We start from the raw sequence: 16,718 nt of genomic DNA on the forward strand, positions 1-16,718 counted from the left end.
ATATTCTATTGTCAAGGTACAAACCTGAATTATCCAATTCAGTAACCACATCAGTTATACATAACTAAATCATTTGATGTGTATGAACCTATTCTACGATGATTTTCTCTTTTTATCCATTGACTGACAGTCCATTGACCCCGAAAAATTGATGAAGAAAATTTCTGTGGTATTTCAGGAGGTTTATTTATTTCAGGATACGATTGCAAACAATATACGCTATGGAAAAAAATGCCACTCATGAAGAAATTGAACAGGCAGCAAAATTGGCAAACTGCTATAATTTCATTATGGAGCAGCCCCAAGGCTTTCATACTATGATTGGTGAGGGTGGTTCTACTTTATCCGGTGGTGAAAAGCACCGTATTTCTATTGGAAGAGCCATGCTGAAAAATACGGCTGTTGTATTGCTTGACGAAAAACTTTTATACACGATTAAAATGATAGTCATAAACTAAAATATAAATATCCCTGATTAACCTTGTAGTGTCAATCAGGGATATTCCTGCATACTTCTCTTATTTTACAATTTCATTTTGATTAGTGGTTAGCAGCCCCTCCATGGTTTGTATTACGTAAATATTTTCACGTTTCATGTGACTTTTTCTATGTTTTACTAGTTCATGGTAATGATATGTTGATACGGAAATAAAATTACAAAACCAGTCCACACTGTCCCAGCATAGAGCCAGCATCGAATCTAGTTTATATTTTAACATATGAAAGCGTACGGAGACCGTTTTTCTTCTTTTATGCATGAATAAGGAGAGCTGCGGTTCCATAACTGATTTCTCAACTATTTTGCAACAGCCCCATCAACTTGTAATTTAAACAGTTCTTCTGGCTTCATATGCTGGATAATTATGATGTGTATTTCTCTTATGATTCCCAGCACTACTCTTTTCGTGGTTTCTTATGATATCCATATTGTTTTTTATTGTTTCTACAGTATTCAATAAAAATTCCACCTCCACTTCCGAGCATTCTTTTAATATTGATAATAGACGCAACACTAAATCGGAATGTATTTCGCTCTTTTCTGTTTCCGTTATCATAATGGGGACTGCATTTAACGCGTACAAAATTTTGCTATATGTTTTCATACCAATCATTCTGGAACCACTCTCCACTTTGCTTAAGTGGCTTAACGAAATTTCAGCTGACTCAGCTAATTCTTCCTGTGTCATATCTCTTTCCTCGCGCAGCCTTTTAATTTCTTCTGCTATGGAATAAACCTGGTGTATCATACGTTCTGTTCACCTCTAATCAATGTGTGTTTTCATCTTCCTCTTTTCTTAACAGATGTCTTTTTAGTTTCTGGAATGTCTCATCACTGATTGCATGTTCCAGCCGGCAAGCCTCTTCTTCCGCAATGGCAGGGTCGATTCCGGCATCAATAAGCTGATTCGTAAAGAATTGGTGACGCTCAAATATTGTTTCAGCTATTTCACGGCCCGCAACGGTTAAATGAAGATAGCCGTCAGTGTCCGTTGTCAAATAACCGCCATTACGTAGAACCGTCACTGCATGGCTGATGCTGGGTTTGGCATACCCCATGTGCCGGGCGAGATCAACCGAACGTACCATACCTTTTTGCTTTTGCAGAATTAACACCGCTTCCAGATAATTCTCTCCTGATTCATGAAGTTTCAGCGCTGCATCACCTCCTGTGTTTCGATACTGTTTAGAAAAACAGATTTCTTACTTCCCTGAAGCTTTTAACGCATCCATTCTTCTAAACTCATTTATCATCATACCAACCGCAACAATAAATACTATCACATCCGTAATAAACGGAGCAGCAAATACGCCATGTACACCAAATCCGGCAATATAAGGCATGATGATGGCTGCTGGTATGTAAATGGCTATCTGGCGTAAAATAACCAGAACACTCGCTTTTGTAGCTCTTCCGAGAGACTGCATCAGGGTCAGAACCACAATCCAGACTCCTAATAAAATATATGACAGGAAGAACAGACGGAAATCCCCTACTCCCAGTTCCACTACGGACGGCGTTGTAATAAACATAGAGAGAATTGTATTCGGTACTAACATAATCGGCAAATAGAAAATAAGCGCTAATAAAGTTGCTGTGATTGCAAACACTTTCGTGATGTGCTTTACCCGGTCGTATTGTTTTGCACCATAATTGGTTCCGACCGCCGGCTGATATCCCTGGGAAAGCCCCCATAAAGGAATAAATGCAAAAGACACTACCCGGTATGTTGCGCCGAGTATAATCTGCCATGTATCTCCTCCATGCTGCGCCGCAAGATTATAAAGTGCGGTTTGCTGGACCAGCATCATCACCTGCATCAGCATCGCAGAAAAACCTACTCCGATGATTTCCGAGAAAAGCGTTCTTTCAATGCGAATTGCATTGATTCTCACAGTCTTACTCCTTCGCTTAAAATACCAAAGAGAAGCCATTGCATACGCAACCTGCGAAGCCACTGTTGCATATGCAACTCCATCAATTCCCATGCCATAAGGTTTTAGAAGTAAAATGAAAATCGGGTCAAGTATAATATTCATGATAGCGGAACCGGCGCTAAAGAGCATTGCCTGTTTCAACAATCCCTCACCACGCATAATCATATTTGAGGACTGTGCAAAATTGACAAACAGACTGCCTGCAAAGATGATGCGTAAATACCGGAGTGCCAGCTCCAGAATTTCTCCGCTTGCACCAGAAAGCATTAAAATCTGTTTCGTAAAAATCATGCCTATCGCCATGATGATAAGAGAAAAAATCAAATTCATGGCGATCAGATTTCCCATTATCTTGTCAATTGTAGACTGATCCCTTTTTCCAATCGCCCTGGATAGGATTGAAGCGGAGCCGATACCGATGAGCGTGGAAATCCCACTATTGGCAAGCGTAAATGGATAGGACACAGAAACCGCTGCCATAGCGTTATCTCCTACCATTTGTCCGACATAAACTCCATCCATAAAATTGTAAAGCCCAACAACCACCATGCCGATAATCGCAGGTACGCTAAGTTTTAATACTAAACTTTGCGGGCTGTCATGAAGCAACATAGACCGAGTATCATTTTTATTTAACATAGAATCACTTCCTTATCTTTTTAACTGTCCATATTTTAAGTAACACCTTAGACTGACCAGCCAAGACTTTCCTGCTGTATGTAGAATAATTTGCTGTACAGTCCTTTTTGTTCAAGAAGCTCTTTGTGTGTCCCCTGTTCCATCAGTTCCCCCTCGTTCAATACCAGGATTTGGTCGGCATCTACTACTGTCCGCAGACGATGGGCAATCATTATAACTGTTTTCCCTTCTACAAGTCTGGCAATGGCCTGTTGAATCAATACCTCGTTCTCCGGGTCAAGGGAAGCGGTTGCCTCGTCCAGCAGAATAATGGGAGCATTTTTTAATAGTGCGCGGGCAATGGAAATACGCTGCCTCTCTCCGCCTGACAAGGTACTGCCATTTTCACCAAGGATCGTGTCATACCCCTCCGGCAGCCGTCTGATAAACTCATCACAATGAGCTGCTTTTGCAGCCGATACAACCTGCTCATCACTGGCATTCATATTTCCAATTCTAATATTATTAAATACCGTGTCATTAAATAAGGTCACATCCTGAAAAACAAATGACATGCTACGCATTAAATATTCTGGTTCAATTTGTTTCAGGTCCTTACCGCCGATTGTCACAGTACCTTTATCTACATCCCAAAAGCGGGCAATGAGTTTTGCCAGGGTACTCTTTCCGCTTCCGGACGGTCCAACTAGGGCAGTAATGCTACCTGTATTTATTTTTGCCGAAACATTTTTTACTACATCTTCTTTTCCATAGGCAAATGTAACCTGATTTAACTCGATATCATAATCCTTAATGTCCTGTTCTTCTCCCTCCATTGCCGGTGTTGTCAGCAGTATACGCATCCGCTTTGTAACCGTTCCCAGATGGAACAAACTGGTAAGCTGTGATAGGATAGATAATATCGGTCCATAAATTTGTGTAGAAAACATCAATAAAACCAGGAGGGGGTATAATTCAATCTGTCCACCTGTAATCAGGACTGTACCGATAAATATAGTGATTCCCAGGCTTGCCTGTAAAATCAGGCTCGCACATTGCACAAGAATACCTGAAGCCAATTCCACTTTAATTGCCGTCTTTTTCATTGCCAGGAGAGCCTTATTCAGTGTCTGAAAACGTTCTCCGCTCAAGCCACAGGATTTGATAATCTTGATTCCCTCCAAATACTCCTGAATCTGACTGGACGCCGCCAGTTTCACCCCCACCTGCTGGTCAAACAGGTGTAATTGCAGTTTACGGCCGCACCATATTATAAAGAAGCAGACAGGCATGGTACAAAATATTGCTAATGCCATGCGCCAGTCAAAAAAGGCCAGACATACGCATGTAAGTGTAACCGATATAATATTTGCTATGAGCGGAGGAATCGTACTGCTAAGCATGGATTCCATGCTGGCACAATCAGCCATCATATTTGTAGTTATATCTGACAAGTCTTTTGTGTTAAAAAAGCTCATAGGAAGCCTTCTTAAATGTTCAGCAATCCGTAACCGCGTGTTGCTTGCTTCCTTATATGACGCAAGGTAAGTTTTTTTATAATCATTCTTGGCAGCGATAAAGACCAGGATTGTAGCAAGCACTCCGATCACCAATAGTACCCACATAGTTGACCAGGATATCTCCTGCCCCATAAAGGGCTTTAAAAGCTGGCCGAACAACAGAATTGGAATCGCAGATGAAAGCATAATGGACAGGTTTGTCAATGTGCAGGCAAAAATCGCTTTTTTAAGGTCTGAATATCCTTTATCAGATAATAACAGTCGTTCTTGTAAAAATTTCATTTCGTTACACCGCCTTCCCTGTATGGATTTTCCAATTGACTGATTCTACATAACTGTTCCACATCTGCGTGTATTTTTCGCCATTTGCTATTAATCCATCATGGATTCCCTGTTCAATGAGATGTCCCTGCTCTATAACAAGAATCTGGTCGGCGTTACGAATCGTGGAAAGTCGGTGGGCAATCATAACCACTGTTTTGTCTTTAATCAATTTCTCAAAAGCTTTCTGTATTAAATATTCATTTTCCGGATCGCTAAATGCAGTTGCCTCATCCAGTACTATGATGGGGGAATCCTTAATTATGGCCCTGGCAATGGCAATCCTCTGCCGTTCCCCGCCAGACAAGCGGATTCCTGAAGAACCAATTACCGTATGATACCCATTCGGCAATTTTTCGATGAATTCGTGACACTGGGCCGCCTTTGCAGCCTCTATAACCTGCTCTTCTGTTGCATCAGGATTTCCCATCCGAATATTATCCAAAACACTTTGTTTAAAAAGAAATGTGTCCTGAAATACAAAACCAACCTGCTTCATCAGTTCCGCAAGGGGAATTTCACGGATATCTACTCCTCCAATTTGAATATTTCCCTCTGTCACGTCCCAAAAACGGGAAATCAAATTAGCAATGGTGCTCTTTCCTCCTCCTGACGGGCCAACGATTGCTGTCACCTCTCCCTGTCTGGCATGAAACGATACGTTATCCAGCGCCTTAACAACCACATCTGCTTCAGCTTCATAAGAAAAACTCACATGATCAAAGACAATATCCTTCCCCTGCTCCTTGACGCCGCCTCTGTAATCCGGCAAAACAGGTATATGTAAAATTTCTTCCATACGCTCCACATTGCCGTCAATCTGGGTAAATGACTCCGAAATGAACATGATCTTATTTAAGATGCCAGATATGGCCGGCACTAAAATCAAATAAAAGATAAAGGTTAGGGAGTAGTTTCTGTAATCTGTCACATTTCTTCCAATCAATATACCTACAGGAATCAGCAACAAATAGATGCTGTGGATAATCGCTGTAAACGCCGGCATGCAATTCCTCCACCCCATGGCATATTCCAATATGAAGGAGGTGTAATCAGTTATGGATCTGCTTAATCTTTTAAATGAATCTGCCGTCTGATTAAAGGCTTTGATTTCAGGCATCCCTCGCACATATTCCACAGATGCATTATTCATATCTTCCTGGGCAGACTGAAAACGGTGCATCTTCTCTTTGGCCGCCCCATTGAATCCTGAAAATTGAATGGCAAAGGCCAGCACAATTCCAAGAAGAGAGACAACACCATAACGCCAGTCAACAGCCAAAAGAATTATGACTAAAATAAGCGGAGCCACAAGAGATGCAACAAAATCCGGGAATTGATGGGCGATAAATTTTTCGATACTTTCTATATTCTCGTCCATAATTTTCCTCATACGGCCGCTTCCAATGGTCAGGTGATATCCTAACGGGATTGCAGTGATATGATCCGCAAAGTTTAATTTCAGTTCATACAATGTTCCAAAGGCTGCCAGATGGGAACACATCAGAGCACAGAAATAAAGTACCACATTTCCAGCAATGCCGGCCAGGGCAAACCAGCCGCACATCAAAATGGCAGGCATATCTGCTGCAGGCATATCCGGAAACACCAAAATCAGTTCCCTGATAACAAAATAGATTGACAGATAAGGTATAAACGAACATACTGCCGCCAATGCAGACAGAATTCCTGAAATAATCACTAACCCTTTGTGTTCTGATGCCAGCTCCAGGCAACGTGCCATTCCTGTTTTCCTTTTTTCCTCCTTGTTCTTTTCCTGTTTCATTGTTGCTCCTCCAATTCCATAATATTTGCACTATAGTTAGATTTTACTAACTGTAGTGTATTATAACGAAAAAATCCGCGGTTCTCTACTCCATTTCAAAATAACTTCCCGAAAATAGCCCGAAATTTCAACAACTTTATCCTCTTACAGATAGCTCAATACCCCATTTTCTCCAGTAGATAATCGGCAGAATTTATCACAAAATCGTCTGTCACCTTCCCCTCTTCCAACCTGATTGCTCTCTGGCAGCAAGACAGCACACATTCTGCATCATGGGTAATCACCAGAATTGTACGTCCTCTCCCAGCAAGTTCCTGAATAACATGGCTTACCTTTCTCATATTTACCCCGTCAAGGCCGCTGGTTGGTTCATCTAAGATAATAATGGGGGCTTCATGCATCAACGCCACCGCCAATGCGAGCCTCTGTTTTTGCCCCCCTGACAAAGTGGACGGGTGTTGTTCTCTAAACTCATACAAATCCAGTTCAGTTAATATCTGCCCAGCCTTTTCCCTTATTTCCGGTGATTCTTTACTGCCCAGTATCAGTTCGTCTATCAGATCCTCACCAAACAACTGGCTGTCGAGATCCTGGGGAATATACCAGACCGTTCCCCTCCTCTTTTTTATGTTGCTTTTATTTCCAAACAGAGTAACACGGCCGGAATCTTCTTTTAATAATCCGGAGAGCATTTTTCCCATTGTACTTTTCCCCATCCCATTGGAACCTATGATAGCGATAGATTCTCCTCTCCTGCAGGAAAAGCTGATATGGTCTGCAACCACTAATTTGCCAAACGTTTTACATAAATCTTTTACTTCTAAAATCACATCGCTGTTATTTTCAAATGGCATATGAGAACAAGTCACCGTATGCAGGTCAGGGTTTCTTAAACCCAGCTTACGGATTTCTTCCGCGGCCAGCTGCCTGATTTCAGCCTGCGTAAATTCATGCATAACGCGGCCATCTTTTATATACAGAAACCTGTCTGCAATTGGCATCAAGTAATAAAGTCTATGTTCCGCAATCAGAATTGTTTTTCCCTTTTCCTTCAGTTTCCTTATTGTATTACCCAATCTCTCTGTTGAATCCGTATCTAAATTTGCGGAGGGTTCATCCATAACATAAATTTCAGGCTCGATTGCTTCGGCAGAAGCAATCGCCACCTTCTGTCTCATTCCATAGGAAAGGTTCCGAATATTATAATTTAATATATTATTTATGCCCATACTATCGGCTGAAGCTTGGACATGGGCCACAATTTCTTCGTGCGAATACCCGTAATTCTCACATCCGAACGCAATCTCCCCTGCCACCTCATTGGCAAAAAATTGGCTCCGTGGATCCTGAAACACATTGCCTATAATCTTCCCCCTCTCCCAGGATGGATAACTGGAAAGGGGCTGTTTCTCTACATTGACGGTCCCTTTTAAATCGCCCTCATAAAAATAAGGAATCAGTCCATTAATAACTCGGGTCAGCGAACTTTTCCCACTGCCTGACGGACCGGTTATAACCACCGTTTCCCCTGCCTTAATATTTAAATTGATATCAGTAAGCTGGGGAATTTTATGCTGATATGAAAATGTCACATGCTGCATTTCTATTTCTTTTCCCATTTTTATTCTCCATATTCTTATTAGCTTCTCAGCTTTCTATAATCTTTTGGCAAAATACCATAGACATCTTTAAATGCAACAGAAAACTTACTTGCATTGGAATACCCCAATGAAAAGGCAATTTCACCAATTTTCATTTCACCATCTAAAATCAGCTTTTTCGCAATCCCCATTTTGTATTTCTTCAAAAATGCATATGGGGAATCTCCATAAACGTGATTAAATATTGTTTGAAACATGGTAGTCCCCATATTTTTTTCTTTCACCAATTGTTTAAGTGAACGCTCCTCGTCTAAATGAGTAATCATGTAGTTCCAGATTTCTTTGACTGCCTCGATCTGGTCTTTGGGATAATACTGTTCCTTCTCAGCGTCATTTCGTTCAATATTTTGCAAATAGAAAAGAAGTTCCAACGTTTTAATTGCAAAGTAGCAAGTGCTCTCTTTCCCTTTTGCCTCATAGACTTCATCAAACAATCGCTGTAATTTAGAAGGAATATTGCTGATATACCATGCAGTGTTCAATGATAATTTTTCCTCAATCGCCTTAATGTCTATGGAAAAATCCGCCATAATCTTTTTCGTGGACAAACTCATTTTTTTCTCGTCAATCACCAGAGTAACGGCATCAAAGTAACCGAAGGGGAAATAATAGGAAGCTGGCAGATGCTCCCCGCTGCCAATCCAGAAATGGTCCTCCGACAGATGGGCACATATATTATTTGCAAATTCACAGACAACTCTCCCCCTGCGGCAACAGGTAATCTCCAGAATCTCGCTGTATGGGGTTACTGGAATAAAAGCATCTTCGGAATTAAACTCCATGAATACCATTTCCATTCCCTCAAATACTTTATATGTAACAATCAAACCCTTTCCCTGGCATTCGTACCGTTCTATTAAGCAATCACTGTCACTGTGCATAACCCTGGCGTTCCGGCCGTACCATTCCTGCACTTCCTGTTTTTCCGGCATGGTTTTAATCCTCCATTATGCTTCTATCATATTGCAGATTATCTGCGGTTTCCTGCTCAGAGCCTCCGCGTGTCCCATTTTCTCACAGGCACGGACTTTAAGAGGATAAATACTGACTCTTCTTATTAAACCAACAGAATTGGGGGCATATGTTTCATTGCCTCCATACATAATCACCACTTCCATTGATATTTTCTCTTTCCTGCTCCGGATATCATACTTGTAAGCTGCAAGAGCTGTCTGTAATAATGTTCCAAAGATTATACCGGCCTCCCCCATTGGCTGAAGAACCTGGACATCATTGTTATGTAAATACCCCATTTGTTTTTGCATATACTTCATCATGTGCTTTCCATGCAAAACCCGCTTCATCTGCCACGCCATAATAAGGCTGTATATGTATTTCATATTACCCATAGATTCATATTGTCCGCCGTCCAGTATCAGTTTTTTTATTCTTATATCACCTTTGAGTGCAAGTTCAAGTGCAATACTTGCTCCCAAAGAAATGCCATAAACTGTATCAACATAATTAATTCCCTTTTTCAGCAATGCAGTACTGATATAGTCGGCACTAAGAATGACAGAAGTAACCGCACCACTGGACGAAGCACTATGGCCTGGCAACTCCGGAATTATAAAATAATAATCTTTCCCCAATATATGAAGAACCTTATCAAAACAGTTCTTCCAATTGAATCCCATCCCATGTATGAGAAGTATTCTTTTACCGTTTTTATTACCAAGCAGATGAATCTTAGATTGATCCTTCTTCATAGGTTTCCTCTTTCTCCAATATTTTATCGGTCAAAACCAGGTCGATATTTAATTGTGGTAAATCATGTATTACAGTTTCTAAATCCACGATATCCATAGCATAATGAATTCCGAAGTCCGGTTGTTTTTCAACCAGGGCCTTAACCGTATAAGCGGCTATAATTGAACTGATATCACTACTGTATGAACTATGTACGTCCGCAGTTCTTATGTGACCCTGATTATTATCTGAACCTGTTACTTCAATATGTATATAGTTATATGCTGCTGTTGAGCCACCAGTCATTTCAAATAGCTTGATAATAGAATCAATACTTTGCTGCAGTGCCTCATCGCCTTGCTTTAAACCATATTTGATAACTGCTTCCTGCATTAACTTCGTGATTTCTTCTCCAAAAGAGGCGTAATACCAGTTTGCCCTCTCAGGTTTATATTTTTGAGTAATCCGTTGCAATTCTATCGTATAGTAGTTCTGCAATGTATACTCCTTATTTTCTACAATCCTGTAGATTGGTGTTTCATCCCTTTTTAATTCACCATTTTCATAATAGTTTAATGCAGTTCCAAATCCGGCTGTATTTGTCAAAATAAAATCTTTGATTGCCGATCTGCTCGGAATTTCATTCGTGATGCTCAACCCCATAATACAATCTACTGACTTTAAGCTCTCACATAAATATTTCATCAACAGGCCAGTCATTCCTGGGAAGAAGCCACTGGAAAGCACATAAACCGATTCGTTCTCTATATCTGCTATTCTGTCTTCTAAAAATGCCTCACCAGAAGGGTCCACAACAGGTATGTGATATTTAGCCGCTGCTCTTGCAATCTTTTCTCCATTGACAAAGGAGGCTCCTGCACAATTTACGATAATACTGCACTGACTGCAAAAGCTTTCTAAGTCATCAGATATATCTACATCTAATTGGATATATTGGTTATGGGCAGTAACTGATGGTTTTACCGAATGATAGGAAACTAGCAACTCATATTGATTCTCCAACAGTTTAACAACTCTTTTTCCTATTTCACCAGTTCCGCCTAATATCCCGACTTTCTTCATATTCCGCCCCTTTTCCAGGGTGTCCATACGGTGATGGGCACCCTTTGGCAATCGTTAATAGTTAAAATCTAAAATCTTAGAAATATTCTTTTCCAGATTATCACCAATAATACAATCAAAATGTTGTCCTGCAATTGTATTATATTTTAAATTCCCCTTGATATATGGTTTCCATGTTTCAAAATCTTCCTCAAAAAATCCCGGATAAAAGTGGCTTCCTAAAATCTCACAACAGAAAATCCTTATATTTCCATAGTAAAGCTTCGGTATATAACTGGACACACATCTGAAATTTTGTGAGAATATCCGGAAAAGTACATTCAGCATCTTCAGCTGATGTTCCATCAACTCCCCATTTGGACGCTCAATCGTGCGGTATAAAGCATTTAACCTTTCTGAAATTGTATAGCTGGCGAGCCGGCGGAACTCTTCAGCCACATCTTCATACTCCCCGCCCGTTTCGCATAATGCTTTTACTGTAATTTCACCACTTCCACATCTGGAAATATACTCTATATACTGCTGCAACCGCTCATCGCTTACCTGATATCCTGCCTTATATGCATCTGCCCCAATCACTCTTGCAAAAATCCTCTCCAACAGCAGTTCGTTATCCAGGCTTGAATGCAATGCATTACGGAATATCTCATCCGATGCATCCGCTAAAATCGTGTTCTCTTTCCGCTTTGGAATACCGGTGCTTATCAGCGTCACATCAGAAACGGAAATTCCTTTATTTCTCAAATATTGTGCTGTTTCCAGTGCAATCAGACCACCCACGCAATGGCCCACAAGAATATAATTTTTATATCCCATTTTTTCCAATATCTCACCATATTTCCTCCCCAACAACCGGAAGGTCTGGCTGGTTTCCATAGAAATATACTCTGCATCATTTCCAAAAACAAAGCCGATAATGCTTTCACTGTCCTTGCTGTCCTCTTTTATGCGAGACAGTAAATCCGTATAGGGTGTTAAGGTTCCCGCTCCGGCATGGAAAAAACCTTCGCAACAGAATCCTCATTATTTAAACTGCTATTTTTCAGAATCATTAAGGACGGGTCCTCAAGATTTCCCTTATCATTTTGATGGTTCAAAAGGCTTTCTGCTATCTGCTTAATAGTGGGTGCTTTCATCATTTCTGTCAGAAGGTTGCTCCACTCCCAGCCGGAGGCTTCCGATATGTTCTCCATCATCTTCCCAATGATTTGAGCAATTAACAGAGAATCACCGCCCACCAGATAGAAATCATCATTTCTCCCCACAGAAGTAATCCCCAGCTCTTTGCACCATATTTCGGCAATGCGCCGCTCCAGATCTGTCTGGGGCAACTCGTCCTTTTTCTTGATATTCTCCTTATGGTCCCAACTCTTGAAGTATTCTTTGATTTTTCTGGTATCCACTTTACGGTTTGCAGATAGTGGCATATCCGGAAGAATCAGAATCTGGTTTGGAACCATGTACGGAGATACTGTACTTTCCAAATAGCCTCTGACCGCCTCCTTTTCTAACTGCTCATATTCTCCGGCAAAGCGAACCACATATATTGTCTGTCCAGCTAAGTCCAATTTGCTACCCTTATCAGGGAATTCATAAAGCAGCTGCCCATCATGCCTCTTAAATATATCTTCCCACTGTTTTCGTGTGAAGAATGTCTGGTCATGTTCGCTGCGTTCGTCCGTAAAACCGGTTAAGCCGTCCTTAAATTCCATTGACGTAAGCAACAGGTAACTTGTTCGTGTTTCCTCAAGTATGATAATGGACGCGTCCTCTGATAATAAGCCCTTTAAATTTTTCATGACACTATTGATATTCCGTGAGTTATGGAGCACGTTTGCACATAAAATCACATCAAAGCTGAATGCCTCATACCCTTGCGATACGAAGTCTTCATTAATATTGAAAATCCCGTATTTCACCCAATTATACTTACCGAAATTTTCCTGTGCCTTATTTAAGAAGAAAACCGAAAGATCAGTAAAATAATACTCAACATTACAGCCTTCAAGCTCGGGTATCACATCGAGAGAGGTTCCACCAACTCCAGCTCCCACCTCTAATATTCTAAAGGGTTTCTCCGGACTTTTTTTATTCTTTTTCTCGCACAGATAACGTATTTCTTTCGTAGCAATGTTGTTGAGCATCCCATTTACTTTATTGTCATGATAAGCTGCCAGCGCCGGGTCTGTGTCTCCCTTTGGAAACAGAATATTCAGAGGGTCCTCTTTTCCCTGAATCAGTTCTGGAAGCAAATCACTCGATTCCTTCAAATAATCAACAAACTCCTTGCTGTATTGGAAATCGTCCTCTATTTCAAAAAATTCCTTCCAAAGCTTTTCAGAACCTAAATCCGTACTTATCTCAGAAGCTTTATATGCATTGGCTTCACATGTGATAATTCCTTCATTAACCAATACCTGCAGCCATCTTTTTGTCAATTTGTGCAGTTTCTCCGGTATCGACATCATTTCTACAATTTGCTCAAAATTGAAGGCTTTGGATTTATCCGAAAAAATTCCGCGCTTTCTAAACGTGTTGTATATGTCCGCAGAAACAACTTCCTCTGACTTCTTAATCCACTTTTCAAGTAAATCCTGATCCATCTGCTCTTCATAATATTGTTTTATGGACTTGAGCAAATATTCCTCTTTATCGTCCAGAGCCGGTGATGCCACAGTCTTTTTCCTGACCGGAGAAATGACTGCATCAATATGCAAATCCTCCGGGCTTTCACCTAACGCTAAAGCGACAGCCCTTTCAATCAGTGGATGTTCATTTAAGACAGAACTAATTTCAGCCAGTTCAACTCTATGGCCGTGTATTTTAACCTGATTATCGCCGTCCTCGCGTCCTTTAAAAATAATGACTCCGTCTGGTAAATAGCACCCCTTATCCCCGGTTCTGTAAATGCGCTCTCCACTCCACGGAAGAGCAGGGTACTTTTCACGATTCAGCTGTTCATCCTTCAGGTAGCCGGAGGATAATCCGATTCCTCCAATGTACAGGCTTCCGTCTACCCCATTAGGGCAGGGCTGCATTTCGTTGTTTAGAACATAAAATGTTTGATTGGACATTGGATATCCATATGGAATGCTTTTTGTAAATACTGCTTTTTTAGAAATATCGTAACTGATTGACCAGATTGCTGCTTCCGTGGCTCCACCAAGGCTGATCACACGGCAATCGCCAAACAGATCGTAAATCCTATGCGGCAGGGTTACGGGAATCCAGTCACCAGAAAGTAATAACAGCCTCACCTGATAATCCACGCTGACATTTGCGGATTCAAGATAGGAAACAATCATCTGATGCAAAGCAGGAACCGCATTTATTACAGAAACCCTATGTCTGATTATTAATTCCGACAAATATTTGGAATCCCTAATTTTATCTGTACTGGGTAATACTAATGTTCCTCCTGCTGAAAAACAGCCAAATAAATCATATACAGAAAGGTCAAATGATAAATTTGACAACCCCAGGAATACATCCCTCTCACCAACTGCATATGTTTCATTAACATCCGCAATTGTATTTGATGTTGCACGATGAGTCATGATAACCCCTTTGGGTTCACCGGTTGTTCCAGATGTAAATATAATATAAGCCGGCCTGTCATAATCTATTTTATCAATAGGCAACGATTCTGTCGGTTCCGGTTTTAGGCTGTGAATATCTACAACATTGCAGTATTGTTCTAAATCCTCATTCCCTGCTTCTGCAAAAAGCAGTTTAATATCTGCACTTCTTATAATTTTCTCTTTGCGTTTATCAGGCTGCTGCACATCTATTGGCACATAAGTCGCTCCTGAAATAAGGGCAGCCAGTACCGCAGCTACCTGCCATACATGTTTTTTTGTATCAATTCCTATCTTATCGCCGTCCTGGGTTCCTGCCTCGCCCAAAATACGCAGTACAGCATTCACATATCCCCCAAGTGAACGATATGTATATTCTCCCTCATCAGTTATTAATGCCGTTTTATCAGGGTAAAGGTTAAAAGATTTCAGGAATCCATCTTCAAGCATTGCCGGCATAATATTTTTAAAAGTATTATTTACATCACGTCTTATTTCAAGGGTTTCCTTCATAAGGCTGACCGGGTATTTTTCCTTAAGAACTTCACTATTTTTATCGGCTATAGATTGAAGCAACAAAGCAAAACTTCCAAACATTTCTTCTATTATATAGCCCTCAAATACACCATTTCGCACGTCCCAGTTAATAGTGGCACCACCGTTTTCTTCTGCGGCCTGGCAGTCTATATACACCTGCGGAGTCTGACTCAGTTTATATACAATTCTGTTTTTTACAGTTGTATCATCCTTTGAACTAACCCCCAAAGTACTTGTGAACACAACCGGCATAATTACATTTTTCTTGCGTTCTTTCGTTAGACGTCTTATTATTTCTACTCCGGACACATCTTTATGTTCTAAATCAGACCAGAGATCCATTTGCAGTTTTTTCACTCTTTCCAGAAATGTTTCACTATACTCTATATCAATGGCAGTAATATTGACATCTGTGAAATCACCAACCACTTTATATATATCTTCAGCCACTTCCGGTCTGTTGAGCAGTGTAGTGTTAATACAGAACTTTTTGTCACCAGACCAAACTGCTATTACCTCCGCCAGTGCTGCCATAACAAACACAGATGGCGTAATATTATACGATTTTGCCAATTCAACAAAAGCTTTCCATTGTTTATCATTCAAGAACACTTTCTTCTGAAGGAAGCTCACTTCCTGATTGTCCTCCATCCCTATAACCGGAAGGTTAGGTGCATCTCCCATCATTGATATTTTCTTATTCCAATAAACTTCCGCTTCCTGCCTTGATTTGCTATTAAATGTTTTCCGCTTCTCCTGATATAAAACAATATCTCTGTAAGACGTAGTCGGTATAATGATTTCATGAGGATTCTCATAAAACCTTTCAAGATCATTAAGCATTACATTCATACTTGCAAAGTCAGAAATAAGCATGTCTAACGAAAAATAGATTATGCTTTTGTCTTTCTCAATACTCAAGGCCAAATCACACATGGGCCACGTTCCAAGCTGATACTGCTTCGTAGATAACTCAGTTCTCAGTTCTTCCTTATCAGCGCTAATATCTTTATCCCGCCCGTCAAGTACTATGATTTCCACTGAAGGTACTGCCTCCTGGACAATCTGATAACCGGATGCCGATACAATTGCCCGCAGCATATCATGCTTTTGTATCACTTTATTCCATGCAACCTCCAGCTGACCAGGATCAAGTAATCTATTGACTTCAATTTCTATGTAACCGTGGCAACCAATTCCACCCAATTCATATAAACGATTTCTTCCCATAACATAGGAATTTTGTATGTCGGTCAGTGGGAATTTTTCATATCTCCGTTTTGTATCACTGGTGAACACTAAGTTATTATGTGCTTTTAAATAATCCAGCACTTCTGACTTATACTGTCTCAACTTATTTTTATTTTCCTCTGTCATTGCCCCCTTCGGAGCTTTGAACTTGATGGAATCACCTTCACACCAAATTACAATTTCTTTTTCTGCCAGCTCATTAATGTACTTTTGGATATCCATAATTTTTTCTCCTTGT

Annotated in this window: 11 protein-coding genes and 1 pseudogene; 1 reads left to right on the forward strand and 11 read right to left on the reverse strand. The window is 40.5% G+C overall.

Annotated elements, in window-relative coordinates; genetic code table 11:
• Nucleotides 1-127: 127 nt before the first annotated feature.
• A pseudogene (locus M1L66_RS19205) lies at nt 128-419 on the forward strand (ATP-binding cassette domain-containing protein); the annotation flags it as partial.
• A 408-nt stretch (nt 420-827) separates the two neighbouring features.
• Here M1L66_RS19205 and M1L66_RS19210 read toward each other — a convergent pair.
• The 11 genes from M1L66_RS19210 to M1L66_RS19260 all read right to left on the reverse strand — a co-directional run bounded on the left by M1L66_RS19210 (nt 828) and on the right by M1L66_RS19260 (nt 16,702).
• Nucleotides 828-1,247 (reverse strand): helix-turn-helix domain-containing protein, encoded by a 420-nt coding sequence (locus M1L66_RS19210; protein ID WP_006567730.1) that lies wholly within the window; start codon nt 1,245-1,247, stop codon nt 828-830.
• Nucleotides 1,248-1,266: 19 nt separating this feature from the next.
• On the reverse strand, nt 1,267-1,653 hold the full coding sequence (locus M1L66_RS19215; protein ID WP_008726159.1) for a metal-dependent transcriptional regulator: 387 nt from the start codon (nt 1,651-1,653) through the stop codon (nt 1,267-1,269).
• A gap of 48 nt (nt 1,654-1,701) precedes the next feature.
• Nucleotides 1,702-3,075, reverse strand: a complete 1,374-nt coding sequence (locus tag M1L66_RS19220; protein WP_006567732.1) for an MATE family efflux transporter — start codon at nt 3,073-3,075, stop codon at nt 1,702-1,704.
• A gap of 47 nt (nt 3,076-3,122) precedes the next feature.
• Nucleotides 3,123-4,856, reverse strand: coding sequence for an ABC transporter ATP-binding protein (locus M1L66_RS19225; RefSeq protein WP_006567733.1), 1,734 nt, complete (start codon nt 4,854-4,856; stop codon nt 3,123-3,125).
• A gap of 4 nt (nt 4,857-4,860) precedes the next feature.
• Nucleotides 4,861-6,681, reverse strand: a complete 1,821-nt coding sequence (locus tag M1L66_RS19230) for an ABC transporter ATP-binding protein (protein ID WP_006567734.1) — start codon at nt 6,679-6,681, stop codon at nt 4,861-4,863.
• Nucleotides 6,682-6,836: 155 nt separating this feature from the next.
• A complete protein-coding gene (locus tag M1L66_RS19235) occupies nt 6,837-8,300 on the reverse strand; it encodes an ABC transporter ATP-binding protein (RefSeq protein WP_006567735.1) in 1,464 nt (487 codons plus the stop codon).
• A 20-nt stretch (nt 8,301-8,320) separates the two neighbouring features.
• Entirely contained in the window at nt 8,321-9,274 is a 954-nt protein-coding gene (locus M1L66_RS19240; protein WP_006567736.1) for a helix-turn-helix domain-containing protein, read from the reverse strand.
• 15 nt (nt 9,275-9,289) lie between these two features.
• On the reverse strand, nt 9,290-10,051 hold the full coding sequence (locus M1L66_RS19245) for an alpha/beta fold hydrolase (RefSeq protein ID WP_006567737.1): 762 nt from the start codon (nt 10,049-10,051) through the stop codon (nt 9,290-9,292).
• Nucleotides 10,032-11,114, reverse strand: a complete 1,083-nt coding sequence (locus M1L66_RS19250; protein ID WP_008726155.1) for an NAD-dependent epimerase/dehydratase family protein — start codon at nt 11,112-11,114, stop codon at nt 10,032-10,034. The genes M1L66_RS19245 and M1L66_RS19250 overlap by 20 nt, the downstream gene beginning before the upstream one ends.
• 54 nt (nt 11,115-11,168) lie before the next feature.
• Entirely contained in the window at nt 11,169-11,930 is a 762-nt protein-coding gene (locus M1L66_RS19255) for a thioesterase domain-containing protein (RefSeq protein ID WP_434694287.1), read from the reverse strand.
• A gap of 158 nt (nt 11,931-12,088) precedes the next feature.
• On the reverse strand, nt 12,089-16,702 hold the full coding sequence (locus tag M1L66_RS19260; RefSeq protein WP_434687701.1) for an amino acid adenylation domain-containing protein: 4,614 nt from the start codon (nt 16,700-16,702) through the stop codon (nt 12,089-12,091).
• Between the last annotated feature and the right edge of the window lie 16 nt (nt 16,703-16,718).

The sequence above is a fragment of the Hungatella sp. SB206 genome (assembly GCF_051132295.1).
Classification (GTDB): Bacteria; Bacillota; Clostridia; order Lachnospirales; family Lachnospiraceae; genus Hungatella; species Hungatella effluvii.

Bases quoted from the DNA above. Each gene is read 5' to 3' on its own strand.
- M1L66_RS19230 (WP_006567734.1), bottom strand. From the start codon at position 6,681: ATGAAACAGGAAAAGAACAAGGAGGAAAAAAGGAAAACAGGAATGGCA.
- M1L66_RS19225 (WP_006567733.1), bottom strand. From the start codon at position 4,856: ATGAAATTTTTACAAGAACGACTGTTATTATCTGATAAAGGATATTCA.
- M1L66_RS19250 (WP_008726155.1), bottom strand. From the start codon at position 11,114: ATGAAGAAAGTCGGGATATTAGGCGGAACTGGTGAAATAGGAAAAAGA.
- M1L66_RS19260 (WP_434687701.1), bottom strand. From the start codon at position 16,702: ATGGATATCCAAAAGTACATTAATGAGCTGGCAGAAAAAGAAATTGTA.
- M1L66_RS19245 (WP_006567737.1), bottom strand. From the start codon at position 10,051: ATGAAGAAGGATCAATCTAAGATTCATCTGCTTGGTAATAAAAACGGT.
- M1L66_RS19255 (WP_434694287.1), bottom strand. From the start codon at position 11,930: ATGGGATATAAAAATTATATTCTTGTGGGCCATTGCGTGGGTGGTCTG.
- M1L66_RS19210 (WP_006567730.1), bottom strand. From the start codon at position 1,247: ATGATACACCAGGTTTATTCCATAGCAGAAGAAATTAAAAGGCTGCGC.
- M1L66_RS19220 (WP_006567732.1), bottom strand. From the start codon at position 3,075: ATGTTAAATAAAAATGATACTCGGTCTATGTTGCTTCATGACAGCCCG.
- M1L66_RS19235 (WP_006567735.1), bottom strand. From the start codon at position 8,300: ATGGGAAAAGAAATAGAAATGCAGCATGTGACATTTTCATATCAGCAT.
- M1L66_RS19240 (WP_006567736.1), bottom strand. From the start codon at position 9,274: ATGCCGGAAAAACAGGAAGTGCAGGAATGGTACGGCCGGAACGCCAGG.